Here is a 25,708-nt window from a genome sequence, read left to right on the forward strand (position 1 = left end):
ACTGTCAGCTATTCCGTAAGAGTATCGAGAGCGGGCTCATCCGCCGCCGAAGAGGTGAACTGTGGACACCCCCGTACGGGACGACCCGACCACCACCGAGCCGACCTTGGACCCCCGCGACCCGTATCCGTACTTCGCGGCGCGGCGGCGGCTGGGCGGTGTCGTCCCGGGCACGGTGATGGACTATTCCCGCACACCCGAGCAGTTCCGGCCGCGGCAGTCCTGGTCGGCGTTGTCCTACGCGGCGGTGAACAGTGCGTTGCGCGACGACCGCACCTACAGCTCCCGGCTGTACGACTCGACCATCGGAGTATTCATCGGCCCGACGATTCTGGCGATGCACGGCGACGTGCACAAAGCCCACCGGAATCTGGTCGCCGCGGCGTTCCGGCCACAGTCGCTGCACGCCTGGGAACCCGAGATCGTCCGGCCGATCTGCGACCAACTGATCGACGAGTTCGCCGATCGCGACCGCGCGGATCTGGTGCGCGAGTTCACCTTCGAGTTCCCGACCCGGGTGATCGCCCGGCTGCTCGGCCTGCCCGAGGACGATCTGCCGTTCTTCCGCAAACACGCGGTCGAGATCATCAACTACACCGCCGACGTCCAGCGCGCATTCACGGCGTCGACCGCCCTGCAGGAGTATTTCCAAGCTCAGATCGACCGGCGACGGGCAACGCCGACGTCGGACATCATCGGCGACCTGGTAGCCGCCGAGATCGACGGGGAGAAGCTGACCGACGAAGCGATCTACTCCTTCCTGCGGCTGCTGCTGCCGGCGGGTTTGGAGACCACCTACCGATCCTCGGGGAACCTGCTGTACCTGTTGCTCACCCACCCGGACCAGTTCGCCGCGGTCCGGCGCAACCGAGAGCTGATCAGCGCGGCGATCGAGGAGGGCCTACGGTACGAGACGCCGCTCACCCTGGTGCAGCGCACGGTGACCGCCGACACCGAACTCGACGGTGTCCGACTGCCCCGCGGCGCCGTTCTCGATATCTGCCTCGGCGCAGCGAATCGAGACGAGCAGCGATGGGAACGCCCCGGCGAGTTCGACATCTTCCGCAAGCGCATCCCCCATCTGAGCTTCACCGCCGGCGTACACACGTGCCTCGGCCTGCATCTGGCCCGGATGGAGACCCGGGTCGCGCTGGAGCGGCTGTTGGATCGAGTGCACGGCATCACGCTCACCACCGACGGCGATCCGCACATCGCCGGTCAGCCGTTTCGCTCCCCCAACCGCCTTCCGATCACCTTCGAGTCGGTCGGATGAGTGACCCCGAAACCGGCGCCGAACGGGTCCTGCTCGTCGAGTACGCACACGGCGTGTGCACGCTCACGCTCAACCGCCCGCAACGAAGGAACGCACTGGATCGCGCCCTCTGGGCCGCGCTCGGTCGGGAACTGGACCGGATCGCCACCGGCGCCGCCCGGGCGGTGGTGCTCACCGGCGCCGGCGGCGCCTTCTCCGCCGGCGCGGACCTGTCCGGCGCGGCCGAGGTCACCGAGTTCACCGATCCGGCCGCGGAGATGACGTCGATCAACGCGGTCGTCCGGCTGCTCTTCGAGCTGCCGGTGCCGACGGTCGCCAAGGTACGTGGACCGGCCTACGGCGCGGGCTGGAATCTGGCGCTCGGTTGCGATTTCGTCGTCGCGACACCCGATGCTCGCTTCTGTCAGGTTTTCACCCGACGCGCGCTGTCTCCGGATTGCGGCGGCTCCTGGATCCTGCCGCGGCTGATCGGCCTGCATCAGGCCAAACGCCTCACCATGCTGGCCGACGCGATCGACGCCGCCGAAGCGCACGCGCTCGGACTGCTCACCTGGGTTCGCTCCGAGTCCGAAATCGACGGCTTCGTCGCCGATCTCGCGCACCGTCTGGCCGCCGGGTCACCGACCGCACTGGCGCAGACCAAGGCATTGCTGATCGCCGGCGCCGAGCGCACTCTCGACGAGGCACTCGCCGCCGAAAGTCGAGCGCAGGCAAGCAACCTGGCCGGTCCCGATGTTCTGGAAGCATTCGCTGCGTTTCTGGCGAAGCGGGAACCGAGCTTCACCGGTGCACCGCTACCCGGACCGGCGCCGGATCCGGCGGGATCTTCCGGGCACCGATAAGGTATTGGGCACATACCGACGCAGAGGAAGTGAGCCGGACAACGATGCCGAAACGCGCAGCGCCCGCTAAGCGACAACGTCGCGAGCGCGGATCGCTCAACCCCGAAGACATCATCCAGGGTGCGTTCGAGCTCGCCGAAGTGGTTTCCATCGACGGCTTGAGCATGCCGATGCTGGGTCGCCACCTCGATGTCGGTGTCACCAGTATCTACTGGTACTTCCGCAAGAAGGACGATCTGCTCAACGCGATGACCGACCGCGCCTTGAGCCGATACGCCTTCGCTGCACCCTTCGTCGAGGCCGATCATTGGCGGGAGACGCTCCGCAACCACGCGCGCACCATGCGGGAGACCTTCCTCGGCAATCCCATCCTGGCCGACCTGATCCTGATCCGCTCGGCATTGAGCCGGGACGCCGCGCGGCAGGGTGCCCAGGGCATCGAACGCGCGATTGCCACCCTGGTCAAGGCCGGTTTCACGGTCGACGCCGCGTTCGACCTCTACTCCGCGATCAACCTGCATGTACGCGGCTCGGTGGTCTTGCAGCGGCTCTACGACAAGAACAAGGAGATCGAGGCAGGGGCATCGGCCTACTACGACGACATCACCATCGAACCGGAGACCACTCCGTTGCTCGCCGAAGCCATGGCAAAGGGCCGCCGCAGCGGCGCACCGGACGATCACAACTTCGAGTACGGCTTGGATTGCATTCTCGATCATGCCGGCCGCTTGCTGGACCCCGGTAACTGACCGCCACTCTTCTTCCTGCGCCGTCGATCACGGCTCCGGAACGTGAAAGTGTTCGTCGCGCAAGCGAAATGCCTCCTTGGTCCCGTGCTGTGCCCGGGCCTTCACGAAATTGAACTCGTCGGCGCCGAACTGCAGATTCGTGCCGAACGCGTGGAACAGGTAGCTCGCCACCTCTTCCCCCTGATACGCCTGGCTCTGCTCGACCAGACGGAACGCTTCCTTGGCGATCACCACACCGTCGGCCGGCATCCGCGCCGCCTTCTCCGCCCAGTAACGCGCCCGTGCGGTGACCTGATCCGGCGCGCAGGTCTCGGTGAACACCCCGAGGTGCGATAGCGACCCGGCCTCGACGATGTCCCCGGTGAGTAGCAGCCGCCGCGCCAACACCGGGCCGAGGCGATGGAAGAACATGTGCAAGCTCCCCAGCGCCGGCCCGAGGAATCGGGTGGCGGGCATACCGATCCGCGTGTCTGCGGCCACGACGGCCAGATCGGCCATCAACGCCAGCTCGAATCCGCCGCCGAGCGCAAACCCACCGACCTCGGCCACGGTCACCTTCGGGTAACCGAGAAACTCGTGATAGAAATCGAACGTCTTGCGGTCGACCGTGAGGCGTCGCCGTTGGCTCGGCCGACGCCCTTGCGCAGCATCTTCTTTCCCGTACCAGCCGTACGCGTTGTTCATGTCGGCACCGGTGCTGAACACGCCGCCCGCCCCGCGTAGCAGAACCACCGTGACCTCGTCGTCGTCGGCAGCCGCGGCCAGAAACCCGGCCATCCCGTCCCGCATCGCGGCATCGTAGGAGTTGCGCCGCTCCGGATGGTTCAGCGTCAGGGTGGCGATCCGGCCGTCGGGGCCGACCTCGTACTGCACTCGGCCGTCGGCGGCAGTCGAAACACTCATCGCGGCAACCTCATTCTCTGCTCTGGGACGACTGCGCTCAGGTAGGACAACTACGCTCGATCGCGGACCCGGCGTCGGCCGTACCGCGCGCCGCGTAGTCGATCCGGCGACGCCGCAACCGTCTCGATCCGTGCCTCGCACAGCAGCTCGGTATCGTGCCGAAGCACGGCAACCGATTCGATCCCCGATCCCGTGTCGGTGCGCTCGATCGTGAAGCTCAGCTCGGCCAGGATCGGCGTCGGCCGGCGGTAGGTGACGGTCAGCGACCGTGTTTTCCCGGTGCGGCCGACCGCGCAATTGTGCTGCTGCACCACACAATCGAAAAAGACACCGAGGAATCCACCGTGCACCAGACCGGGCGGCCCCTCGTAGGCGATCGGGAAGACCACCCTCCCCGCAGCTACCGCCGGATCGGTGGTTTCGAACCCGTACTCGGGGAAACACGGGTTATAGCTACCGATGTCGAACGCGTGGTCGAGATAGACCCGGCGGTCGCCGTCGTCGAGTTCCGCACCGACCCGCGGGGCGAAGTTCCGCGCCGCGGTAGCCGTGAGCTCGCGCTCCCAGTTGCCGAGCCGGTCGAGCATCTCGGCCACCACTCGCTGCGGATGTTCCTGCGCCAGCAACAGGCCGGTGAGTCGGCGCAGCAACCCGGCCGCAGCGACCGTCTGGTCGAGCGGACGCTCACCGAACCGGATCTCCATCGGACCTCATTCCGTGTCGCACCCCGATCACCTTGGCAGAAGCACAACGGTACTGTCTACTGTATCTATCACAGTAGTGATCGGTGACACCACGATCCGCCCGGCACAGTTGGAGGGCCGATGACCACGTCGGACGACGGAACCGGCATCGTGCGAACCGAGCAGAACGGCGGCGTGCTGCGGATCGTCCTGGACCGACCGGCTCGGCGTAACGCACTGACCCCGACAATGGTCGAGACCGTGATCGCCGCGCTCACCGCCGCGGCCACCGACGACCGATTGCGCGCGATCCACCTCGCCGGGCACGGCGCGCATTTCTGCGCCGGCATCGACTGGGTGGCCGGCACCGACGATGGCGCAAAACCACGCACCGGCCACCTGCTTCGCCGTGTTCCGCACGGCGCACACCGACTCGTCGAACTCGTGCACACCACCCACCTGCCGGTGGTGTGCACGGTGCGCGGCTGGGCGGCAGGCCTGGGCTGCAACCTCGCGCTCGCCGCCGACTTCACGCTGGCCACGCCGACCGCGACGTTCTGGGAGCCGTTCCTGGACCGCGGCTTCAGCCCCGACTCGGGGGCCACCTGGTTGCTGCCCCGGCTGATCGGCCTGGCCCGGGCGCGCCGGATGCTGCTGCTCGGCGAACGGGTCGGCGGCGACACCGCCGTCGACTGGGGCCTGATCCACGAGTGCGCCGCCGACGACGACCTGGACGCCGCGGTCGACGCACTGCTCGACCGACTCACGATCGCACCGACGGTGGCATTCGGCCTGGCCAAACAGACGCTGGCGCAGAACCTGCACGCCACCCTGCCGCAAGCGTTGACCAGCGAGCTACAGGCGCTCGAACTGGCATGCCGCACCAGTGATTTTCGTGAAGGTTCAGCCGCCTTTCGGGAACACCGCCGGCCCGACTTCCAGGGTCGCTGACCGGTCGACGAGGGGAAATCTCATGCCGTACGACACCATCGGTTACGAGGTCGCCGGGCATACCGCCACGGTCACGCTGAACCGTCCCGAAGCGCTCAACGCACTGAGCCCGCACATGATCACCGAACTCCGGGCCGCCTACGCCGAAGCCGAAGCCGACGAACAGGTCTGGATTCTGATCGTCACCGGAACCGGGCGGGCATTCTGCACCGGCGCCGACGTCAAGGAAATTCCCGGCGACGGCAAGGTGATCTACGACCGGCCCTACCTGTCGACCTACGAGCAGTGGGAGGCCCCGCAGGAAGGCACACCCCCGTTCCGCACCATGGCCAAGCCGATCCTGGCCGCGATCAACGGAATCTGTTGCGGCGCCGGACTGGACTGGGTGACCACCGCCGACATCGTGATCGCCTCGGACCGAGCCACCTTCTTCGATCCACATGTGAGCATCGGCCTGGTCGCCGGCCGAGAGGTGGTGCGGCTGGCCCGGGTGCTACCCCGCTCGGTCGCACTACGGATGGCGATCATGGGAAAACACGAACGGATGAGCGCCGGCCGAGCCTACGAACTCGGCATGATCACCGAGGTCGTCGAGCACGATCGGCTGGTAGCGCGGGCGCACGAGATCGCCGCTGTGGTGAACTCGAACGCCCCACTCGCCGTGCGTGGTACCCGGCTGGCGATCCAGAAGGGACTGGACCTGCCGCTGCACGAAGCCGAGTTGTTGGCCGAATCGTTCCGGGAACGGGTAACCCGCACCGAAGACGCGGCGGAAGGCCCGCGCGCCTTCGTCGCGAAGCGCACTCCGGAATGGCAGTGCCGATGAATACGGACCAACCGACGAGCGCCGACTTCCAGACCATCCGGCTCGACCTGGATGCGGGAGACCGGGTCGCCACCCTGACCCTGGACCGGCCCGAGCGGCTCAACGCGTTCGACCGGCAGATGTGTACGGAGGTCGCACAGGCGTGGCAGCTGCTGCGCACCGACGACCGGGTCAACGCGGTGGTGCTACGCGCGGCGGGCGAGCGGGCGTTCTGCGCCGGCCTGGACCTCACGAGTTCCTACGGCCAGCCGAACAGCGTCTGGCACCACGAGGATCCGGGCGAGCTGCTCGGGCCGAAATGGCAGAAGATGTGGAAGCCGGTGGTGTGTGCGGTGCACGGCATCTGTACCGCCGGGGCGTTCTATTTCGTCAACGAGTCCGACGTTGTGATCTGCGCCGACGACGCCACCTTTTTCGATTCGCACGTGTCGGTCGGATTGGTGTCGGCGCTGGAACCGGTCGGGTTGATGCGCCGGATCGGGTTGGGCGAGACGCTACGGATGGCGTTGCTGGGCAACGACGAACGGATCGGCGCGGGGACCGCACTCCGGATCGGACTGGTCACCGAGGTCGTCGCACGCGAGTCCCTGTGGTCCCGGGCGCACGAGATCGCCGCCACCATCGCAACCAAACCGGCGGCCGCCACCCAAGGCACCGTCAAAGCGATCTGGGAGTCGCTGGACAAGCCGTACCGCGTCGCCCTCGACCAGGGACTCATCTACACCCGACTGGGAAATCCGCTCGGTACGGCCGAGCTGGCCGCCGCCGGCGGGCCCCGCCGGGCCGAACGGCGGATTCGGTGATGATACCGCATCCGCTGACCCGGCGGCTCGGCGAAGTGCTCACCCTGGCGCCGGACTCACCCGCGATCGAGTTCGACGGCCGCTGGCACACCTGGGGCGAGCTGGCCGGCCCGGCGGCCCGGATCGCCGTCGCGACTCGAGCGCACGTCGAGAACGGCCGGGCCGACGTGGGGATCCTGTTACGCAACGCACCCGCGCACGTGACGGCCCTGCTCGGTGTGCTGCTCGCCGGCGCGACGGTGGTCGCGGTGAATCCCGGTCGCGGCCGCGACCGGACGCGCACCGAGCTGGCCGAGCTGGCCCTGCCGTTGGTGCTCGGCCTGCCCGGCGACCTGAGCGAACTGGTGCCGGCCGGTATGGCGACGGCGTCGCCGGCCGGTTTGTTCACCGGCCCGGCACCGGACTTGGTCGATACCGAACCGCTGGGTTGCCCGGTGGCGGTACGCATGTTGACCAGTGGCACCACCGGACCGCCCAAGCGAATCGACCTCAGCTACGACGCCCTCGCACACAGCGTCATCGGACCGGCGTTCCGGACGGCTCCGGCGGTCGAGACTCCCCGGACGGGGGTGGCGGTGGTGCATTCACCGCTGGTCCATATCGCGGGGGTCTACCGGGTGTTGCAGTGCGTGACCCAAGCACGTCCGTTCGTTCTGCTGCCCCGCTTCGACCTGCCGTCCTGGGCGCGTGCGGTTCGTCGCTATCGACCCAGGGCGGTATCGCTGGTCCCAGCCGCGCTGCGCACGGTGCTGCATTCGGACCTCACCCAGGACGATCTCGCAAGCGTGCAGGTGATCACCTCCGGCACCGCGCCGCTGGCTGCCGCCGACGCCGACGCATTCGAAGCCAAGTTCGGCATCCCGGTGCTCACCTCGTACGCCGCCACCGAGTTCGCCGGCGGCGTCGCCGGCTGGACCTTGGCAGAGCATCGGGAGTACTGGTCGAGCAAGCGCGGGAGCGTGGGGCGGGCCCAGGGCGGTTCCCGGCTGCGGGTAGTTGCCGACGACGGCACCGAACTGCCGCCGAACACGACCGGGCTGCTGGAGGTCGTTCCCGGTCAGCTCGGCCCGGGAGCCGACTGGATCCGAACCACCGATCTGGCCCGGCTCGACCCGGACGGCTTCCTCTGGATCGTGGGCCGCGCCGATCAGGCGATCATCCGGGGCGGCTTCAAGATCATTCCAGACGATGTCCAGTGCGCGCTGGAAAGCCACCCCGCCGTGCGCGGCGCGGCAGTGGTGGCCAGACCCGACGAGCGGCTCGGCGCCACTCCGGTCGCCTTGGTCGAGCTGCGTGCCGCTGCCGACCCGATGGAACTCACCGGCTACCTGCGCGATCGCTTGGCCGGCTACGAGGTGCCCACCGAGATCGTCGTGGTCTCGACGCTGCCCCGCACCCCGTCCGGCAAAGCCGACCTGAGCGCGGTACGCCGATACTTCGTCGAATCGACCGGCGACCGGACCGACCGTGCCGGCTGAACCGAGCACGATCAGCTCCCTGCTCACCGCAGCCGCACGGACCAATCCGGACCGCCCGGCCGTCGTCGACCCGGAAAGCCGTTGCACGTATGCCGAACTCGATGCGGGCAGCCGGGAACTGGCCGCCGGACTGGTTGCCGCCGGAATCAGCACCGGCACTCGGGTCGGCCTGCTCGCGCCGAACGGCACCGCGTGGGTACGGACCGCGCTCGCAGTCACCCGGATCGGCGCGGTGCTGGTTCCACTGTCCACCTTGCTGACGCCGCCGGAGCTGCTCGCGCAGTTGCAGGTGGCGTCGGTGCAGGTGCTGATCGCTGCCGACGAGTTCCGCGGGCGTCGCTATCTGGCCGGCCTGCGCGCCGCACTCGACACCGAACTGGTTGCACCGCTGTTACGCCCGGTGGTCCCAGCACTGCGTGCGGTGTACTCGGCCACGTCGGGCAGCGGGCTGCGCGGCGACGCCGCGGCCGGCGCGGTCGCCGATGCCCTGGCCGGTGCGGTGACCCCGGGCGACCCCCTGGTGATCCTGTTCACCTCGGGTAGCCGCGGTGCCCCGAAAGGGGTGATCCACAGCCATGGTGGCGCGCTGGGTGCGGTCCGCGCCGGCCTGACCGACCGATGCATCGACGGCGACACCCGGCTGTACCTGCCGATGCCGTTCTTCTGGGTCGGCGGGTTCGGCAGTGGGGTGCTCACCGCGCTGGCGGCCGGCGCGACGCTGGTCACCGAGGCGATCCCGGGCACGCGGGAGACGCTGCGCCTGTTGGAACGGGAACGGGTGACCCTGTTCCGGGGCTGGCCCGAGCAGGGCCAAGCGCTGGCCCGAGCAGCCGCCGCAGACGGTGCCGACCTGTCGGCGCTGCGGCCGGGAAGCTTGCCCGCATTGCTGCCGCCCGAACAACAACCGGCACCGGGCACCCGGGCGAACCTGTTCGGCTCGACCGAATCGTTCGGCCCCTACTGCGGCTACCCCGCCGACACCGACCTCCCCGACCCGGCGCGGGGCAGCTGCGGGCGCCCGTTCGCCGGCACCGAGGTCCGCGTCGTCGACCCGGAAACCGGAGAATCATTGCTGAGCAATATGATCGGTGAAATCTGGCTCCGCGGTCCGCACCTCCTGCTCGGCATCTGCGGACGCAGCCGAGCGGAGGTTTTCACCGCCGACGGCTGGTACCGCACCGGCGACCTGGGCCGCCTCGACGCCAGCGGATTCCTCTTCCACCACGGTCGCTCCGACGACATGGTCAAGGTGCGCGGCGCCACCGTCTACCCGAGCGAGGTCGAGCGGGCATTGCGGAGCCTGCCGCAGGTGGACGGCGCGTACGTCACCGATCTACCCGGACCGCGGATCGCCGCCGCAGTGGTGTGCCAGGCCGGCACAACCGTGAGATCGCTGCGCGCCCAGGTTCGAACCGTGCTCAGCGCGTTCAAGGTGCCGACCGTCTGGCTGCTGCTCGACACCGACGACGCGGTGCCTCGCGGCGGCACCGGCAAGGTCGATCTGCCGGCACTCCGCGCCCTGCTCACCGCCCGGGAATCCGTCTCGAGCTCCACCGAACGAACCGGACGCACCCGATGACCGAACGGCGACCACGATGGGCCGAGAAGGCGTGTGGACCGCCGAAGTGGCTTTTCACTCCGACCGGGTCGACTCTGCCTGCTCCCGAGCCCACCGATAGTCCGGCTTCCCCGCCGGGCTGCGGGTGAGCGCGGTTCGAAACACAACCGCTTTGGGCAGTTTGTAGCGCGCCAGGCCGCTCGCGGCATGGGTTATCAGTTCCGCCGCGGACGCGTCGACGCCCGGTGCGAGCGCGACCACGGCGACCACTTCCTGGCCCCAGCGCTCGCTGGGCCGACCGACCACGATCACGTCGGCGACCGCTGGGTGCCCCGCCATGGCCATCTCGACTTCCTCGGCGAACACCTTCTCCCCACCGGTGTTGATCGTGACCGAGTCCCGGCCGAGCAACGCGATACCGCCCTCGGCGAGGTGCCGGGCCCGGTCCCCCGGCAACGAGTACCGCACACCGTCGACCACCGGGAAGGTCGCCGCCGACTTGGCCGCATCGCCCTTGTATCCGAGCGGGCCGTGCCCGCGTTGCGCCAGCCAGCCGATCCCGGCGTGTCCGGGTTCGAGCACCGCGCTACGGTCCTCGGCGAGCACCCGGGTCTGCAGGCCGGCGGTGAACGTTCCGCTGCCGACCGCACCGGCTGCGGACACGTGCATCATCTGCGCGCCGCTCTCCGACGACCCGACCCCGTCGAGCACCACCAGACCCGGTTTGGCCGCGATCAGCCGCTCCTTCACCACCGGGCTCAGCACCGCGCCCCCGTTGGCGACGGCGAACAGCCCCGACAGATCCGCGTCGCTCGCCTCGATCGCCGCGAGCACGGGGCGGGCCATGGCGTCGCCGACCACGGTGATCACCGACACCCGCTCCTGTTCGGCGACCCGGACCACCTCGGGCGCATCGATCCGATCCACCGTCGGCGGGAACACCACGGTCTGGCCGGAACTCAGCGCGGTCAGCGCCGCCCACTGCGCCGCACCGTGGATCAGCGGCGGCAGAATCATGATCCGCACCCCGGGATTGGCCGCGACCCGCGCGGCGATCACCTCGTACGATTCGACCACCGCGCCGGTGGTCATGTCCCGACCGCCGCACGCCGCGACGAACAGATCGTGTTGCCGCCACAGCACGCCCTTGGGCATGCCGGTGGTCCCGCCGGTGTACAACACATACAGATCGTCCGGCGCCGGCTCGGTCGCCAGCGCTTCCGGATCTGCTTCGGCCAGAACGGTTTCGTAGTCCACCGCACCGTCGAGTAAGGCATTGCCGGAACCGTCGGCAATCTGCACGAGCACCCGCAGCGTCGGCAGGTCCGGCAACACCTGCGCCAGTCGCGGCGCGAACGCGGCGTGATAAATCAACCCGGTCGCACCGGAATCGGACAGCAGATACCGTAGTTCGTCGCCGACGTAGCGAAAGTTGACGTTGAACGGCGCGACCCGCGCCCGCAGCGAGCCGACGATGCTCTCCACGAACTCCGGACCGTTGTAGGCATAGATGCCGACGAGGTCCTGGCCCACCTCGTGAGACTGCAGGTCGGCCCGCTCGGTGTGGCACCCCAGCCCCTGCGCCTGCAGAAACGCGGCGAGCCGCCGGGAGCGCTCGGCGATCTGTGCGTAGGTGTAGCGGCGCTCCCCGTGCACGATCAGTTCCCGATCCGGAATCTGTGCTGCTACCAGATCAGCGGTGTGCACGAGCGTGAATTCCCGGGTTGCCGGAATGGAGCCGGTCACGATGACCTCCATGGCGAGAAGTGTTGTTCAGCGCAGCTCGAGCGGGCCGGCATCGATGGCGTGCAGTAGCACGCCCAGATCGATCCCGAGGTCGGTGGCCGCCGACAAGCACGCCGCGACATCCTTGCGGAGAAACGGTCCGGCGTTGGTGGTGAACGAGGCGATGCCACCGGCGCGGTGAATCACGCCGAGCGCGTAGCTGTTGCCGCTGCAGCGCGACAATGCTTCGAGCAGCTGCGGACCCGACGTCCCGAGCTCTTCACCCACCGTCAGCGCCGCCGCGAGCAGCTGCGCATTCGCCGCGAAGACCATGTTGTTCACCAGCTTGACCGCGAGCGCCGTACCCAGCGGCCCGGTCTCGATCAGCGGATCGGCGTAGGCGGCGAGCACCGGCGCCACCCGGTATACCGCATCCGCCGGCCCACCGAGCAACACCGTGAGCCGACCGGCCGCGATATCGTGTGCTCCGCCACTGACCGGGCCGTCCAACAAGATGCCGCGAGCAGTGGATTCAGCTGCCAGCCGGGTCACGGTCGCGACCGTGCCGGTCGTGTGCGATACCACCGGCGTACCCGGACGCACGGCGGCCAGCACCCCGTCCGGGCCGCCGAGCACCTCGAGCAACTGATCGTCGGAATACAGGCAGGTGATCGTGACATCCGCGGAGTCGGCCACCTCGGCCGGCGATCCGGCTACCTCGGCACCCCAGGATCGGACCTCTTCCCGAATCTCGTCCCGGCGAGCGCACACGTGCACGGCATAGCCGGCATCGAGCAGTCGGCGAACCATCGGACGCCCCATTCGGCCGGCGCCGACGAATCCCACCACCAGCGACATCTGCGCTCCTTCGCCGCGCCGATCCACCGGCCTGCCACCCAGAACGGCGGTACCCGACGCCGAACGGCCTCGCCCATACTACTGTTGTACTTACTATAAGTGCATAACCGATCGCGGACACAAGGAGTGCGATGACCGGCGAACTCGACGGCAAGGTCGTCTTCATCACCGGCGCCGCCCGCGGGCAGGGTCGCGCGCACGCTGTGCGGCTGGCCACCGAAGGCGCCGACATCATCGCCGTCGACATCGCCGGCCCCCTGCCACCGAGCGTGCCCTACGACTCGGCGACCCCGGACGACCTGGCCGAAACGATCCGCCTGGTCGAGGCAACCGGACAACGCATCCGCGCCGAGCAGGTGGACGTGCGAGATCTGGCGAACCTGACCGCAACCGTGGACCGGGGTGTCGCCGAGTTCGGCCGACTCGACGCGATCGTGGCCAACGCCGGGATCAGCGCCCCGCAAACCTGGGACGAGATCACCCCGGACTCCTTCCGCGACATCATGGACATCAACGTGACCGGCGTCTGGAACACCGTGATCGCCGGCGCCCGGCACATCATCGCCGGCGGAAACGGCGGGTCGATCGTGCTGATCAGCTCCGCGGCCGGGCTCAAGATGCAACCGTTCATGGTGCACTACACCGCGAGCAAGCACGCGGTGACCGGGATGGCCCGCGGCCTCGCCGCCGAACTCGGCAAACACCGCATCCGGGTGAACAGCCTGCACCCCGGCGCGGTCAACACCCCGATGGGAACCGGCGACATGCTAGCCGCACTCGGCCGTACGCTCGAGACCAACCCCCCACTGGCCCATATGATCACCCCGTTCCTACCGGACTGGGTCGCGGAACCCGAAGATGTCGCGGACGCGGTGTACTGGCTGGTGTCCGGCGGGTCCCGACTGGTCACCGCTGCTGCCATCGCTGTCGACCTCGGCTCCACCCAGTACTGATCCGTCCACTGGAAGTGACCTACGGGAGGTTCGGGTGAGCACGCGTGAGGTGGTCATCTGCGCACCGGTCCGGACACCGGTGGGCCGCTACGGCGGCATGCTCGCGGCGTTGACCGCGGCCGAGCTCGGCGCCGTCGCGCTGCAGGGGTTGTTGTACCGCACCGGGATCGAGCCGGCACTGATCGAGGACGTCATCCTCGGCAACTGCTACCCGAGCAGCGAGGCCCCCGCGTTGGGCCGGGTGGTCGCCCTCGACGCGGGCCTGCCGGTGACCACCGCGGGGATGCAGGTGGATCGGCGCTGCGGGTCCGGTCTCCAGTCGGTGATCCAGGCGGTATTGCAGGTCGGCAGCGGTGCCAACGAGATTCTGGTGGCCGGTGGGGTCGAGAGCATGAGCAACGTGGTGTTCTACTCCACCGACATCCGCTGGGGCGGCGCTCGGACCGGTGTCCGGATGCACGACGGACTGGTACGCGGCCGGGAGACCGCCGGCGGGAAGCATCATCCGGTGCCCGGTGGAATGGTGGAGACTGCGGAGAATCTGCGCCGCAGCCATGGCATCACCCGTGCCGCCCAGGACCGGCTGGCACTGCGTTCCCACCGCAACGCGGTCGCCGCGATCGACAGCGGCGCCGCGGCCGAGCAGATCGTGCCCACCCCGGTGCCCGGTCGCCGGAATACGACGATCGTGTGCGATACCGACGAGCATCCCCGCGCCGACACCACGCTGGAAGCGCTCGCCGCACTGGTTCCACTGCGAGCCGCGGTCGACCCCGAATCAACGGTAACGGCTGGCAATTCGAGCGGAATGAACGATGCGGCGGCAATGTGCCTGGTGACGACCCGCGAACGGGCCGAGCAACTCGGTGTCCCACCGTCGGTGCGATTGGTCTCCTGGGCGGTGGCCGGCGTACCACCCGAGCTGATGGGTATCGGTCCGGTACCGGCGACCACCGCCGCGCTCGACCGCGCCGGGCTTACCCTCGCCGATATGGACTTGATCGAGGTGAACGAGGCATTCGCGGCCCAAGCGCTCGCGGTGCTGCAGGAGTGGGGGTTCGGCGACGACGACCTGGAGCGGGTCAACGTGCACGGCTCCGGGATCTCGCTCGGCCATCCGGTGGGCGCGACCGGAACCCGGATGCTGGCCACCCTGGCGCGCGAGTTGCATCGTCGCGAACAACGGTACGGGCTCGAAACCATCTGCCTCGGTGGCGGGCAGGGCCTGTCCGCGGTCTTCGAGCGAGTGGCCTGAGTCGAACCACCGGAACGGACAATCTCGTGAAACTCGCCCAGACGCACGGCCTCAGCGACATCCAGAACGACATACTCGCGACCGTCCGCACATTCGTGGACAAGGAGATCATCCCGGTCGCGCAGGAACTCGAACACACCGACACCTACCCCCAGGCGATCGTGGATCGGATGGCCGACTTGGGACTGTTCGGCCTGATGATCGACGAGGAGTACGGCGGCCTCGGCGAATCGCTGCTCACCTACGCACTGTGTGTCGAGGAACTCGCGCGGGGCTGGATGAGCGTGTCCGGAGTACTCAACACCCACTTCATCGTCGCGTATCTGCTGCAACAGCACGGAACGCCGGCACAGCGGCAGCGCCACCTACCGCGCATGGCAACCGGCGAGGTCCGCGGCGCGTTCTCCATGTCCGAACCGGAGCTCGGCTCCGACGTCGCCGCGATCCGCACCAAGGCGGTGCGCGCCGACGGCACCGGCTACACGATCGACGGCCGGAAGATGTGGCTCACCAACGGCTCTACCGCGAACCTGGTAGCAGTGTTGGTGCGCACCGACGAGGGCCGGGAGCGCCCGCACGACAACTTGACCGCGTTCCTGATCGAGAAGCCCACCGGATTCGGGGAGGTTGCGCCCGGACTCACCGTTCCGGGCCGAATCCACAAGATGGGGTATCGCGGCATCGACACCACCGAGCTGCTGTTCGACGGGTACCGGTCCGACGCCGACAGCGTTCTCGGAAATGCACCCGGTCAAGGGTTCCGACAGATGATGGACGGGATCGAGGTCGGCCGGGTGAACGTCGCTGCCCGGGCCTGCGGCATCGCGATCCGTGCGTTCGAGCTCGGTGCCCGTTATGCGCAGCAGCGGAGTGCATTCGGCCGGCCGATCGTGGGACACCAGGCGATCGAGTTCTCCCTTGCCGAGATGGCCACCAAGGTCGAGGCCGCGCATCTGATGATGGTGAACGCCGCCCGGCTCAAGGATTCCGGCGAGCGCAGTGACGTCGCTGCGGGCATGGCCAAGTATCTGGCCAGCGAGTTCTGCAACGAGGTCACCCAGGCAAGCTTCCGGATCCACGGCGGCTACGGCTACTCGACCGAGTACGAGATCGAACGGCTGATGCGCGAGGCGCCGTTTCTGCTGATCGGCGAGGGCACCAGCGAGATCCAGAAACGGATCGTCGCCCGAGGCGTGCTGGCCGATTATCGGTTGTGATGCACCGATACGCGATGGACCGGGCCGACTGATGGAGCTGGGATTCGACGGCGCGACCGCGGTGGTGGTCGGCGGCAGCAAAGGCATGGGCCTGGCCACGGCGCGCTGCCTGGCGGCGGACGGCGCGCGGGTCGCGGTGATCGGACGTACCACGGCAGACGTAACCCGCGCGGCACGGGAACTCGCCGATGCCGGCAGCCCGGACACGCTGGCCCTGACCGCCGACGCCTGCGACGCGGACGCGGTGCGGAACGCGTTCGCCGAAGTCGGCGCGCGCTGGGACGGTGCACTGAATGTGTTGGTGAACGTCGTCGGACCGTACGGCCAGGGCAGCTTCGAGACCGTCACCGACGCGGACTGGCGTGCAGCGGTGGATCAGGGCGCGCTGTCGCTGGTGCATTGCGTGCAATCCGCACTGCCCTTGCTGCGCCGTGCTCAATGGGCCCGGATCGTGAACTTCTCCGCGCATTCGACGCAACGCCAGAGTGTGCACCTGGTCGCCTACACCGCGGCCAAGGCGATGGTCACCAGCATCTCGAAGAATCTCTCCCTGCTGCTGGCACCGGAGGAGATCCCGGTCAATGTGATCTCACCGGGCACCGTCGTCACCCCGGGACTGCAGGACTGGGCCCGCTCGCACGGGATCGACAGCGACGACCCGTACCGACTGATGGCCGCAATCGGCGAACACTTCGGCCACCCGGCACAGATGCCCCGGGCCGGACTGCCCGAGGAGGTCGGCGCGGTGGCCGCATTCCTGGCCTCGCGCCGCAACTCCTACATGACCGGCGCCAACATCAACGTCGATGGTGGGTCGGACTTCATCTGATCGGCCGACCGGTTCGAACGCGGCAGCGCGCCGGCGCGGTCAGGTGGTGACCACGGTCGCCCCCGCCGTCCCCGGTGCCCCGTAGAGCAGGGCGAACCCGGCGTTCGGCGAGCCGGCTACCTGGCGCTCACCTGCTGTGCCGCGCAACTGCAGCACCAATTCGTGCACCTGCCGGAGTCCGGATGCGCCGATCGGTTCGCCGTTGGCGATCAACCCACCATCGGTATTCACCGGTAGCGATCCGGAGATCTCGGTGGCGCCCTCGGCGATCAACTTCTCCTGTTCCCCGTGTGCACACAACCCGGTTTCGGCCATATGGATCACCTCTGCGCCCGCGTCGGTGTCCTGCAGCTGCGCCACATCGATGTCCTGCGGCGACACCCCGGCCGACTCGAAGGCGGCCCGGGCCGCGAAAACCGACGGCGCCGGAGCTTCCTGCACCGGACCATAGGTGGTATTCACCTCGTAGGCACCGTAGGTGCGGGTCCGGATCTCCACCGCGCGCAGGTAGATCGGCTTGCTGGTGTAGCGATGGGCGATGTCGGCGCGGCACATCACCGCTGCGGCCGCACCCTCGTCCGGGGCACAGAACATGTAGTGGGTGAGCGGGTAGTTCAGCATCGGCGAGGCCAGAATCTCTTCTTCCGAAATCGGCTTGCGGCGGAACGCGTTCGGGTTGAGCACCCCGTTGCGATAGTTCTTCGCCGCCACCCGGGCCAGGGTGCGCGCGGAGATGCCGTGATCGTGCAGATAGCGGTTGGCCTTCATGCCGAAGAACTTCGTGGTCAGATATTGACCGTTCTCGCCGTACCAGCGAGGCATCCCGACCAAGCTCGGATCCACGGTGAACGCACCCCGTGGATGCTTGTCCAGGCCGATCGCGATGCCGATGTCGTACTTGCCCAATCGGATCGCGTCGGCACACGCCTCGGTCACGCCGGCCGAGGTGGCGCAGGCGTTGAACACGTTGGTGAACGGCAGCCCGGTGAGCCCCATCTGACCCACGATCGCGTCCGGGTTGGCGATCTCCCAACTGCCCCCCACCGCGAATTGCATGTCCCGCCATTCCAACCCGGCATCGGCCAAAGCGGCCCGGATCGCGTCGGTGCCCATCTGCATCGCCGTCTTGTCGAACCGGCCGAACGGATGCAAGCCGACCCCGATGATCGCTACGTCGTCGGCCATTTCTACTCCTGGTCGCCGGCGGGTCGGAACGCGAAGGTCAGCACGTCGTCGCCGGCCGCATCGACGCCGAGCGGGATGGTGGTCAGGACCATCGGCATCCCGAATTCCAATTTGGCCGGATCGTTCTCGGTGAGCCGTCCCTCGACCCGGACGACGTCGCCGAGCTGAACCAGACCCACCCCGAACGGGGTGAACGTCTGCGCCGTCCCGCCGCCGAGATACGGCGGCCCGGGCAGGAATCCCTGTGTGGTCCAGGTGATCAGCGTTCCGTCGGGCGGCAGGGTGAGCTGCTCGACGGACGGTCGACTGCACCGTGGACACAGCGCCTGCACCGGGAACACGGCAGCCCCGCAGTCGGCGCAGGCGCCGCCGACGAGCCGGAACTCCTCGGCCGGCCAGTTCGAGATGTCCGGAGCGATCATTCGTCGGGTCACAGCTCGATGCCTCCCTTACCGACCTACTGCTTCCCGGCTACAATACCTTACGGTAAGGTCAACGGTAAATGGTTCTACGGCACCGTTCAGCACGAGGCGGAGGCATGGACACGAGAATTCCTGCGGGGCTCGCCGACCTGCTAGACCGACCGATCGTCGGGGTGTTGGCAACCGTGACACCGGATGGCTCGCCCCGCCAATCGCCGATGCGGTTCACCTGGGACGGCTGCCATCTCCGGATGAGTTACACGATCCCGCGCCGCAAGTTCACCAGCCTACAAGCGAACCCGAACTACTCGTTCCTGCTCACCGATCCGGACGCGCCCGACCGATGCCTGGAGACCCGCGGCTGGCTGGTCACCGTCCAAGGCGACGCGGACGGCACGTTCTATGCCGCACTGGGCGCGCATTACGGCGACGATCCCGGCGAGCCACCGGACGACGTGAACGACCGAGTGGTGCTGATTCTCGACGCGACCAGCTTCATCGCGATGTGACCGCCAGGAGTATCGACATGACCGAACCGGCCGAAGCCACACCGCGTTCCGATGTGCCGGTGTTCGACGCCGACTCACATATGTACGAAACGGCCGGCGCACTGACCGACCATCTGCCCGACCGATATCGGCGCGCCGTGCAATACGTGCAGATCGGCCGGCATACCCGAGTCGCGATCAACGGCCGGATCACCGACTTCATCCCGAATCCCACGTTCGAGCGGGTCGCCGCGCCGGGTGCACACGAGAAGTTCTTCGCCGGCGCGAACACCGAGGGCCTGACCCTGCGGGAGATGCAGGGGCCGGCGATCGCGGCACCGGCGGCGACCCGCAACCCGGCGGACCGGATCGCCGAACTGGATCGGCAAGGTGTCCGGGAGACGCTGAACTACCCGACGCTGGCGAGCTTGGTGGAGCATTCCGCGGCCGACGATCCACAGCTGACCCTGGCCATCGTGCACGCGATCAACGAATGGATGCTCGAGCACTGGACCTACGCCTATCAGGATCGGATCTACAGCACCCCGATCCTGAACTGCGCCGAAGTGGACGGCGCGCGGCGCGAGCTGGAGTACATCCTGGCCAACGGCGCGAAGGTGGCATTGATCAAGCCGGCGCCGGTCAAGGGCATCCACGGCTGGCGGTCGCCGGCGCTGCCGGAATTCGATCCGTTCTGGCGGGACGTAGCGGCAGCCGGCCTACCGATCGTGCTGCACGCCAGCCAGCCGCCGCTCGACGACTACATCAATCGGTGGGAGCCGCCGGCCACCTCGAACTTCATGGCGATGAGCGCATTCCGCTGGCTGGCCTTGGGGCACCGGGAGATTTCCGACATGATCGGCAGCCTGATCTGTCACGGCACCCTGACCCGGTTTCCCGCGCTGCGAATCGCCAGCGTGGAGAACGGCAGTTCGTGGATCGGGCCGCTCTTCCACGATCTGGCGAGCCTGACCCACAAGATGCCGCAGAACTTCCCCGAAGACCCGCTGGAGGTGTTCCGGCGCAACATCTGGGTCAGCCCGTTCTGGGAAGGATCGGTCGCCGATGTCGTGGCGACGGTGGGCTGGGATCGGGTGATGTTCGGTTCGGACTACCCGCATCCGGAAGGGCTGCCCGAACCGAAGAGCTACTGGAAGTACGCCGAGCACATGGATGCTCGACGAGTCTGGGATTTCATGGGCGACAATGCTCGTCGCTTCATGGGCTTGTCGATCGCCAACCCCGACCCGGCGGCACAGCAGCCGCCGGCCGCACTGCAGCCGACCGCGCCGTAGAGGAGCTTTCTCGTGGACAAGAACGACATGATTCTGGTCAGCGTCGACGACCACATCATCGAACCGCCGGACATGTTCGCCAACCGGCTACCGGCCCGCTACGCCGACGAGGCGCCGCGGTTGGTGCATATGGACAACGGAGCCGACATGTGGAAGTTCCGCGACCGGGTGATCCCGAACGTCGCCCTCAACGCGGTGGCCGGCCGGCCGAAGGAGGAATACGGACTGGACCCGGAGGGGCTCGACGAGATCCGGCCGGGCTGCTACGACGTCCATGAGCGGGTCAAGGACATGAACGCCGGCGGGGTGCTGGCACAGATGAACTTTCCGTCCTTCCCCGGTTTCGCCGCCCGACTGTTCGCCACCGAAGATTCGGATTTTTCCCTCGCGCTGGTCCAGGCGTACAACGACTGGCATATCGAGGAATGGTGCGGCGCGTATCCAGGCCGGTTCATCCCGATGGCACTGCCGGTGATCTGGGATGCCGAGCTGTGCGCCCAGGAGGTGCGCCGGGTGTCGAAGAAGGGGGTGCACGCGCTCACCTTCACCGAGAACCCCGCCGCATTGGGGTACCCCAGCTTTCACGACGACTACTGGAATCCGTTGTGGGAGGCTCTGGTCGAGACGAATACCGTGTTGAACGTGCACATCGGCTCGTCCGGCAAGCTGTCGATCCCGGCGACCGATTCACCGCCGGACGTGATGATCACCCTGCAGCCGATGAACATCGTCTCCGCCGCCGCAGACCTGTTGTGGTCGAACCCGATCAAGCGGTACGCGGATCTGAAGATCGGCTTGTCCGAGGGCGGCACGGGCTGGATCCCGTACTTTCTGCAGCGGGCGGATCGGACCTTCGACATGCATGCCACCTGGACCCTGCAGGACTTCGGCGGCAAACTGCCCAGCGAGGTGTTCCGGGAACACTTCCTGACCTGCTTCATCAGCGATCCGATCGGGGTGCGGTTACGCAACGAGATCGGCATCGACAACATCGCCTGGGAGATGGATTACCCGCACAGCGACTCGATGTGGCCCGGGGCGCCGGAAGAGTTGTCCGCGGTCTTCACGGCCGAGCACGTGCCCGACGACGAGATCGACAAGATGACGTATCGCAATGCCCTGGAGTGGTACTCGTTCGACCCGTTCCGGCATATCCCCCGCGACGCGGCAACCGTCGGCGCGCTGCGGGCCGCGTCGGCCGACCACGATGTCAGCATCAAGGCGCGCAGCCATCAGCAACGCGCTGCCGCCGACAAGCTGGCGGCGTTCAAGTCGCAGATCGAAGCCGCCACCGCGCACACTGCTACTCGGTAGCGCTGTTGCTGCCGCGCGCATTCCGGTTTGTCGCGCGTGGTAAGACGATCTTCATGCAACCGAACGAGATCCGCGAGATTCTCGACCGACCGATCAGCCAGGACCTACTGCATCGTGACCTGGCTCGACTGGCCTACGTCGCGACCGACGGTACCCCGCGGGCGATCCCGATCGCGTTCACCTGGAACGGCGAGCAGATCGTACTGTGCACTACCACGAACGCTCCGAAACTGCCCGCACTGCGCCGGAACCCGATGGTCGCCCTGACCATCGACACCGAGGTGCACCCACCCAAGATCCTGCTGATCCGCGGTCGGGTCGAGCTGGATGTCGTCGACGGCATCCCGGACGAGTATCTGCAGATGAACGGCACCTACCAGATGACCCCGGAGCAGCGGGTCGAGTGGGAGGCCGAGGTCCGCTCGCTCTACGACAGCATGGTACGCATCGTCGTCACCCCGACCTGGGCAAAGCTGATCGACTTCGAAACCACCCTGCCCTCCGCGGTCGAGGAACTGATCCGCCGGCGCGCCGAACGCGAGCACACCTGAGATCGGCTCACCGCGCGGCTGCGGCCGCGTTCTCGACGACGGCGGCGACCTGCTCCGGCTCGGATACCAACGACGCGTGCGAGGCGGGCAGTTCGCTGGTCACGGCGCCGATCCGGCCGGCCATGAACCGCTGCGCGGCCGGCGGAATCACCCGATCGTCCGCGGACACGACGTACCAGCTCGGGACGTGCCGCCATGCTGCCGGGCCGCTCGGTTCCAGATTTGCCGCCACCGCGATCGAACGCTGGCGCGCCGCCATCGTCGCCGCGGTGGCGGGCGAGACGTCTTGGGCGAACACCTGCTGGAAGTACTCCGGGGCAACGAAACCGTCCACGTTCCGCCCGCCGATCCCGGACGGGTCGTCGACCACCCCGAGCTGCAAGACCGGTGGAAGCAGCCGACTGCCGGGGAAGCGGATCGGATCGAGCAGCAACTGGGCCGGCTCACCTTCGGTGGGCGCGAACCCTGCGACGTAGACCAGCGCACGCACGTCCGGGTCGTCCACATTGGTGATCACCGCACCGCCGTAGGAATGTCCCACCAACACGATCGGCCCGTCGATGCCGGCGATCGCACGCTCGACCGACGCCGCATCGAATGCCGGACCACGTAACGGATTCGGCGGCACCACCACGGTGTAGCCGTCGGCTCGCAACCGGCTCGCTACCCCGTCCCAGCTGGACGGGTCGGCGAACGCGCCGTGCACGAGCACGATCGTCGGCGCCGCCGGCGCAGCTGCTGCGTTACCCGCTCCGGTCAGGACGGCTGCCGCGACTGCGGCGATCGCCGCGAAGGTGCCGGTGAACCGGGATCGGTACATGAAAACTCCTGGTAGTGGGACATCCGACGCCTGGCATCGGCGTGTCGGAACCGCCACCGTATCGCGTGCTACTCGGTGTCCTTCATCTTTCCGCGAATCCACGGGGTCAAGGCCGTGAGCGCGACCGCGAAGCCGAGGGTCATGACTCCGTTGACGAGGTAGTAGGTCGAATTCCCCAGGCTGCCCATGGCGCTGATCAGCTGTGCGGCAATCGCCTGGCCGGCGGCGCTGGCGAGGTACCACAGGGCCAGCGACTGGCTCATGAAGGCCACCGGCGCAAGCCGGGTTGTCGCGGAAAGCCCCACTGGGGAAAGGCACAACTCACCGATCGTCAGGATGACGAAGGCGGTGATCAGGACGGTTACCGGCGCAGTGTTGTCGGTGAAGGTGGCGAACGCCCAGGACATGAACAGCGCACTCAGCCCGGCCATCGTCACACCGATGGCGAATTTTGCTGCCGTGGAGGGGAACCTGCCGGCCCTGCGGGTCCAGATCCAACCGAAAACCGGGGCGAGAAGAATGATGGTCAGCGGTCCGACCGATTGGAACCACTCCGGATCCACATCGATACCGCCGACCGAGGTGACGGTGTTCTGCTGGGCGAACAACGCCATCTTGCCGGCCGCTTGCTCGGCGATCATCCAGAACAACATCGCGCCGATCCACAACGGCAGGTACGCCGCCAGGTGCGTCCGCTCCCTGCTCGTCACCTTCGGGCTCCGGAACATCACCGCGAAGTAGACGACGGGCGCCCCGAGCGAGAGGATCGTGATGGCATCGATGACCTGGAGCAAGAACGTGTCCCGCCACAGTCCGGTGATCATGATGAGCACGGCGAGGGCGACGACTGCGCCGATCCCGAACAGCGGCAGCCGGGCCCGATCTCTGCTGGAGAGCGGGTTGGGCACGTCGTCGCCGGCGCCGCGGAGATGCTTGCGGCCGGTGAAGTAGAAGACCAGGGCTATCGCCATCCCGACCGCCGCGGCGCTGAACCCCGCGTGGTACCCCCACCTGTCCCGCAACCATCCGACGACGAACGGCGACACCAACGCGCCGACGTTGACCGCCATGTAGAAGATGGAGAACCCGGCATCCCGACGACGGTCGTGCGTCGCATACAACTCACCGACCATCGACGACACATTTGGTTTCAACAGCCCGGTTCCGATGGCCACCAGCACGATGCCCGACCACGCAGCAGCCTCCGGGGGCAACGCCAGCAAGACGTGCCCGGCCATGATCACCATGCCGCCGTAGAGCACCGAGCGCCGCGCGCCGATCACTCGGTCGGCGGCGAACCCACCGAGGATCGAGAGTAGGTACACCATCGACCCGTAGATGGAGACGACGGCCGTGCCGTTGCTCTCGGTCAGGCCGAGGCCGCCGTTCTCGGCGGTGTCGATGAGGAAGTACAACAGGATGGCGCGCATCCCGTAGTAGCTGAAACGCTCCCACAGCTCGACGAAGAAGAGGGTGGACAGCCCGCGCGGCTGGCCGAAGAACGCCCGATCGTGCAGTGCATCTTCGTCGGTCAAATGGCTCGTGCTCGACATGTCTTCCCCCGCATATGGCTTGACGACGGCCGTTCGCCCTCTCCATAGTGGCACCTTCGTCGACGTAGCACAGCTCTCTTGCGCGTTCCCGCGGGCCGCACGACCGCGAACGGGCTCTGACGGCGGCATCGCGCGAGTAGGCCGCACCACCAGAGCCCGTTCGACCACCGCTGGGGGCGATGCCGCGCAGTCGGTCGGTCGGTCGACAGCCCGATCGCGTTGTGCGCAGGGCGAGTACGAAGCACGGGGAGAACCGGTTGGACCAGAAAACGGGGCCCCCACGGTCACAGCGCCGGGTACAATCGCCGGTCATGCGGCTCGGCTCACGTTCACTCGGTCCGCGGCGGGTTATGAACCTGCCGCTACGAATAGCAACAGACTCACGTCCGGTTACCAATCGCCTCGAATGGGTACGTCAGGGTGAACTCGACGGCCTGCTTCGTTTCGGCGACACGCGGGTGCACGTGTGCCTGCCGGATGCGATGGCGGCCACGCCCACCTCACCCAACGATTTCCTCCTGCTCAAGGTGCCGGACATGATCGACGCGATGGCCGGCATCGTCGAGGACATTCATCCGAAATTCGTTCTCGAACTGGGAATTTTCAAGGGCGGATCGGTCGTATTATACAACGAAATATGCCGTCCTCGAAAGTTGGTGGCGATCGACATTCTGCCCGATCGCCTGCCAGATCTCGACGAATACCTCGAACGCACCGGATCGGCAAATACGGTATCGCTCAATTTCGGTGTCGACCAGTCCGATCGAGACCGACTCGCCGCACTGTATGACAAAGAATTCGGACGTCATCGCATCGACCTCGTTGTCGATGACGCTTCGCATTTCTTCTTCGAGACGCGCGAGTCGTTTCGCGAATTTTTTCCTCGGCTGCGGCCAGGCGGGGTCTACGTGATCGAGGACTGGGGATGGAGCCACTGGAGCGGCGATACGTGGCAGGCCGCTGAACGCGGTGACTACTTTTACGGTCGAGAATCGATGACAAACCTCGTCATGGAGCTCGTCGTCCTGTCTGCAAGCAGGCCCAACCTGGTCCAGTCCGTGTCCGTGACTTCTTCGGCGGTCTACGTCACTCGTGGATCGGAAGATATCGAGCCCGGCTTCGACTTGAGCGCCCACTGCTTGAACAGGGGTGAGCCGCTGCCCCACTTCTCCTGACC

Annotated in this window: 24 protein-coding genes and 1 pseudogene; 17 read left to right on the forward strand and 8 right to left on the reverse strand. The window is 67.4% G+C overall.

All coding sequences use genetic code 11. The features are described from left to right. Positions 1-61: 61 nt before the first annotated feature. The 3 genes and pseudogenes from KV203_RS13655 to KV203_RS13665 all read left to right on the forward strand — a co-directional run. Positions 62-1,273 carry a cytochrome P450 gene (locus KV203_RS13655; protein ID WP_066470413.1) on the forward strand — a complete coding sequence of 404 codons (1,212 nt, stop codon included), beginning with the start codon at positions 62-64 and terminating at the stop codon, positions 1,271-1,273. After that, on the forward strand, positions 1,270-2,115 hold the full coding sequence (locus KV203_RS13660; protein ID WP_066470412.1) for an enoyl-CoA hydratase/isomerase family protein: 846 nt from the start codon (positions 1,270-1,272) through the stop codon (positions 2,113-2,115). The genes KV203_RS13655 and KV203_RS13660 overlap by 4 nt, the downstream gene beginning before the upstream one ends. Before the next feature lie 44 nt (positions 2,116-2,159). Next, a pseudogene (locus tag KV203_RS13665) lies at positions 2,160-2,858 on the forward strand (TetR/AcrR family transcriptional regulator); the annotation flags it as partial. A 33-nt stretch (positions 2,859-2,891) separates the two neighbouring features. On the opposite strand, the gene KV203_RS13670 reads toward KV203_RS13665, so the two are convergent. Next, the gene (locus KV203_RS13670) at positions 2,892-3,767 is read right to left on the reverse strand and encodes an enoyl-CoA hydratase/isomerase family protein (RefSeq protein WP_083530051.1); all 876 of its coding nucleotides are present in this window, start codon (positions 3,765-3,767) and stop codon (positions 2,892-2,894) included. Positions 3,768-3,817: 50 nt separating this feature from the next. Beyond that, entirely contained in the window at positions 3,818-4,471 is a 654-nt protein-coding gene (locus KV203_RS13675; protein ID WP_066470410.1) for a hotdog family protein, read from the reverse strand. A gap of 120 nt (positions 4,472-4,591) precedes the next feature. Between KV203_RS13675 and KV203_RS13680 the strand changes: the two genes are divergently transcribed. From KV203_RS13680 to KV203_RS13700, 5 genes are read left to right on the forward strand one after another with little or no spacing between them, the layout of a single operon-like run. Beyond that, entirely contained in the window at positions 4,592-5,401 is an 810-nt protein-coding gene (locus tag KV203_RS13680; protein ID WP_066470408.1) for an enoyl-CoA hydratase/isomerase family protein, read from the forward strand. A 22-nt stretch (positions 5,402-5,423) separates the two neighbouring features. Continuing rightward, the gene (locus tag KV203_RS13685) at positions 5,424-6,227 is read left to right on the forward strand and encodes an enoyl-CoA hydratase/isomerase family protein (RefSeq protein ID WP_066470406.1); all 804 of its coding nucleotides are present in this window, start codon (positions 5,424-5,426) and stop codon (positions 6,225-6,227) included. Beyond that, entirely contained in the window at positions 6,224-7,030 is an 807-nt protein-coding gene (locus tag KV203_RS13690) for an enoyl-CoA hydratase/isomerase family protein (RefSeq protein WP_066470591.1), read from the forward strand. The genes KV203_RS13685 and KV203_RS13690 overlap by 4 nt, the downstream gene beginning before the upstream one ends. Then, positions 7,030-8,508, forward strand: coding sequence for a class I adenylate-forming enzyme family protein (locus tag KV203_RS13695; protein ID WP_066470404.1), 1,479 nt, complete (start codon positions 7,030-7,032; stop codon positions 8,506-8,508). The genes KV203_RS13690 and KV203_RS13695 overlap by 1 nt, the downstream gene beginning before the upstream one ends. Further along, the gene (locus KV203_RS13700) at positions 8,498-10,087 is read left to right on the forward strand and encodes a class I adenylate-forming enzyme family protein (protein ID WP_066470401.1); all 1,590 of its coding nucleotides are present in this window, start codon (positions 8,498-8,500) and stop codon (positions 10,085-10,087) included. The genes KV203_RS13695 and KV203_RS13700 overlap by 11 nt, the downstream gene beginning before the upstream one ends. A 54-nt stretch (positions 10,088-10,141) precedes the next feature. On the opposite strand, the gene KV203_RS13705 is transcribed toward KV203_RS13700, so the two are convergent. Together KV203_RS13705 and KV203_RS13710 are read right to left on the reverse strand one after the other, a co-directional pair. Next, positions 10,142-11,824: an acyl-CoA synthetase gene (locus KV203_RS13705; protein WP_066470400.1), complete on the reverse strand. Its 1,683-nt coding sequence runs from the start codon at positions 11,822-11,824 to the stop codon at positions 10,142-10,144. A 15-nt stretch (positions 11,825-11,839) separates the two neighbouring features. Next, positions 11,840-12,649, reverse strand: a complete 810-nt coding sequence (locus KV203_RS13710) for an NAD(P)-dependent oxidoreductase (RefSeq protein WP_066470589.1) — start codon at positions 12,647-12,649, stop codon at positions 11,840-11,842. A gap of 131 nt (positions 12,650-12,780) precedes the next feature. Here KV203_RS13710 and KV203_RS13715 point away from each other — a divergent pair, with 131 nt between their 5' ends. The 4 genes from KV203_RS13715 to KV203_RS13730 all read left to right on the forward strand — a co-directional run bounded on the left by KV203_RS13715 (position 12,781) and on the right by KV203_RS13730 (position 16,903). Continuing rightward, positions 12,781-13,602: a mycofactocin-coupled SDR family oxidoreductase gene (locus KV203_RS13715; RefSeq protein WP_066470399.1), complete on the forward strand. Its 822-nt coding sequence runs from the start codon at positions 12,781-12,783 to the stop codon at positions 13,600-13,602. Positions 13,603-13,699: 97 nt separating this feature from the next. Further along, positions 13,700-14,857: an acetyl-CoA C-acetyltransferase gene (locus KV203_RS13720; protein WP_066470586.1), complete on the forward strand. Its 1,158-nt coding sequence runs from the start codon at positions 13,700-13,702 to the stop codon at positions 14,855-14,857. Between the two features lie 26 nt (positions 14,858-14,883). Beyond that, positions 14,884-16,074, forward strand: coding sequence for an acyl-CoA dehydrogenase family protein (locus KV203_RS13725; RefSeq protein WP_174522047.1), 1,191 nt, complete (start codon positions 14,884-14,886; stop codon positions 16,072-16,074). 31 nt (positions 16,075-16,105) lie between these two features. Next, entirely contained in the window at positions 16,106-16,903 is a 798-nt protein-coding gene (locus KV203_RS13730; RefSeq protein WP_066470398.1) for an SDR family NAD(P)-dependent oxidoreductase, read from the forward strand. Between the two features lie 39 nt (positions 16,904-16,942). On the opposite strand, the gene KV203_RS13735 is transcribed toward KV203_RS13730, so the two are convergent. Both KV203_RS13735 and KV203_RS13740 read right to left on the reverse strand, forming a co-directional pair. Further along, positions 16,943-18,088, reverse strand: coding sequence for a thiolase family protein (locus KV203_RS13735; RefSeq protein WP_066470397.1), 1,146 nt, complete (start codon positions 18,086-18,088; stop codon positions 16,943-16,945). Between the two features lie 2 nt (positions 18,089-18,090). Then, positions 18,091-18,510 (reverse strand): Zn-ribbon domain-containing OB-fold protein, encoded by a 420-nt coding sequence (locus KV203_RS13740; RefSeq protein ID WP_066470396.1) that lies wholly within the window; start codon positions 18,508-18,510, stop codon positions 18,091-18,093. Positions 18,511-18,626: 116 nt separating this feature from the next. Between KV203_RS13740 and KV203_RS13745 the strand changes: the two genes are divergently transcribed. Genes KV203_RS13745 through KV203_RS13760 form a run of 4 tightly spaced genes read left to right on the forward strand, consistent with a single transcriptional unit; the run spans position 18,627 to position 22,158 of the window. Next, positions 18,627-19,019, forward strand: a complete 393-nt coding sequence (locus tag KV203_RS13745; protein WP_066470394.1) for a pyridoxamine 5'-phosphate oxidase family protein — start codon at positions 18,627-18,629, stop codon at positions 19,017-19,019. Between the two features lie 17 nt (positions 19,020-19,036). Beyond that, entirely contained in the window at positions 19,037-20,293 is a 1,257-nt protein-coding gene (locus tag KV203_RS13750; RefSeq protein ID WP_066470392.1) for an amidohydrolase family protein, read from the forward strand. Between the two features lie 12 nt (positions 20,294-20,305). Then, complete coding sequence (locus KV203_RS13755; protein ID WP_157079803.1) at positions 20,306-21,607, forward strand: amidohydrolase family protein; 1,302 nt, start codon at positions 20,306-20,308, stop codon at positions 21,605-21,607. 53 nt (positions 21,608-21,660) lie between these two features. Continuing rightward, positions 21,661-22,158: a pyridoxamine 5'-phosphate oxidase family protein gene (locus KV203_RS13760; protein ID WP_066470390.1), complete on the forward strand. Its 498-nt coding sequence runs from the start codon at positions 21,661-21,663 to the stop codon at positions 22,156-22,158. Positions 22,159-22,165: 7 nt separating this feature from the next. Here KV203_RS13760 and KV203_RS13765 read toward each other — a convergent pair whose 3' ends face one another. Beyond that, entirely contained in the window at positions 22,166-22,978 is an 813-nt protein-coding gene (locus KV203_RS13765) for an alpha/beta hydrolase (RefSeq protein ID WP_066470387.1), read from the reverse strand. Between the two features lie 68 nt (positions 22,979-23,046). Further along, positions 23,047-24,531: a peptide MFS transporter gene (locus KV203_RS13770; RefSeq protein WP_066470384.1), complete on the reverse strand. Its 1,485-nt coding sequence runs from the start codon at positions 24,529-24,531 to the stop codon at positions 23,047-23,049. Between the two features lie 311 nt (positions 24,532-24,842). Here KV203_RS13770 and KV203_RS13775 point away from each other — a divergent pair, with 311 nt between their 5' ends. Next, positions 24,843-25,706 carry a class I SAM-dependent methyltransferase gene (locus KV203_RS13775; protein WP_169797501.1) on the forward strand — a complete coding sequence of 288 codons (864 nt, stop codon included), beginning with the start codon at positions 24,843-24,845 and terminating at the stop codon, positions 25,704-25,706. Positions 25,707-25,708: the final 2 nt, after the last annotated feature.

This window comes from Skermania piniformis, assembly GCF_019285775.1.
GTDB classification, from domain to species: Bacteria; Actinomycetota; Actinomycetes; order Mycobacteriales; family Mycobacteriaceae; genus Skermania; species Skermania pinensis.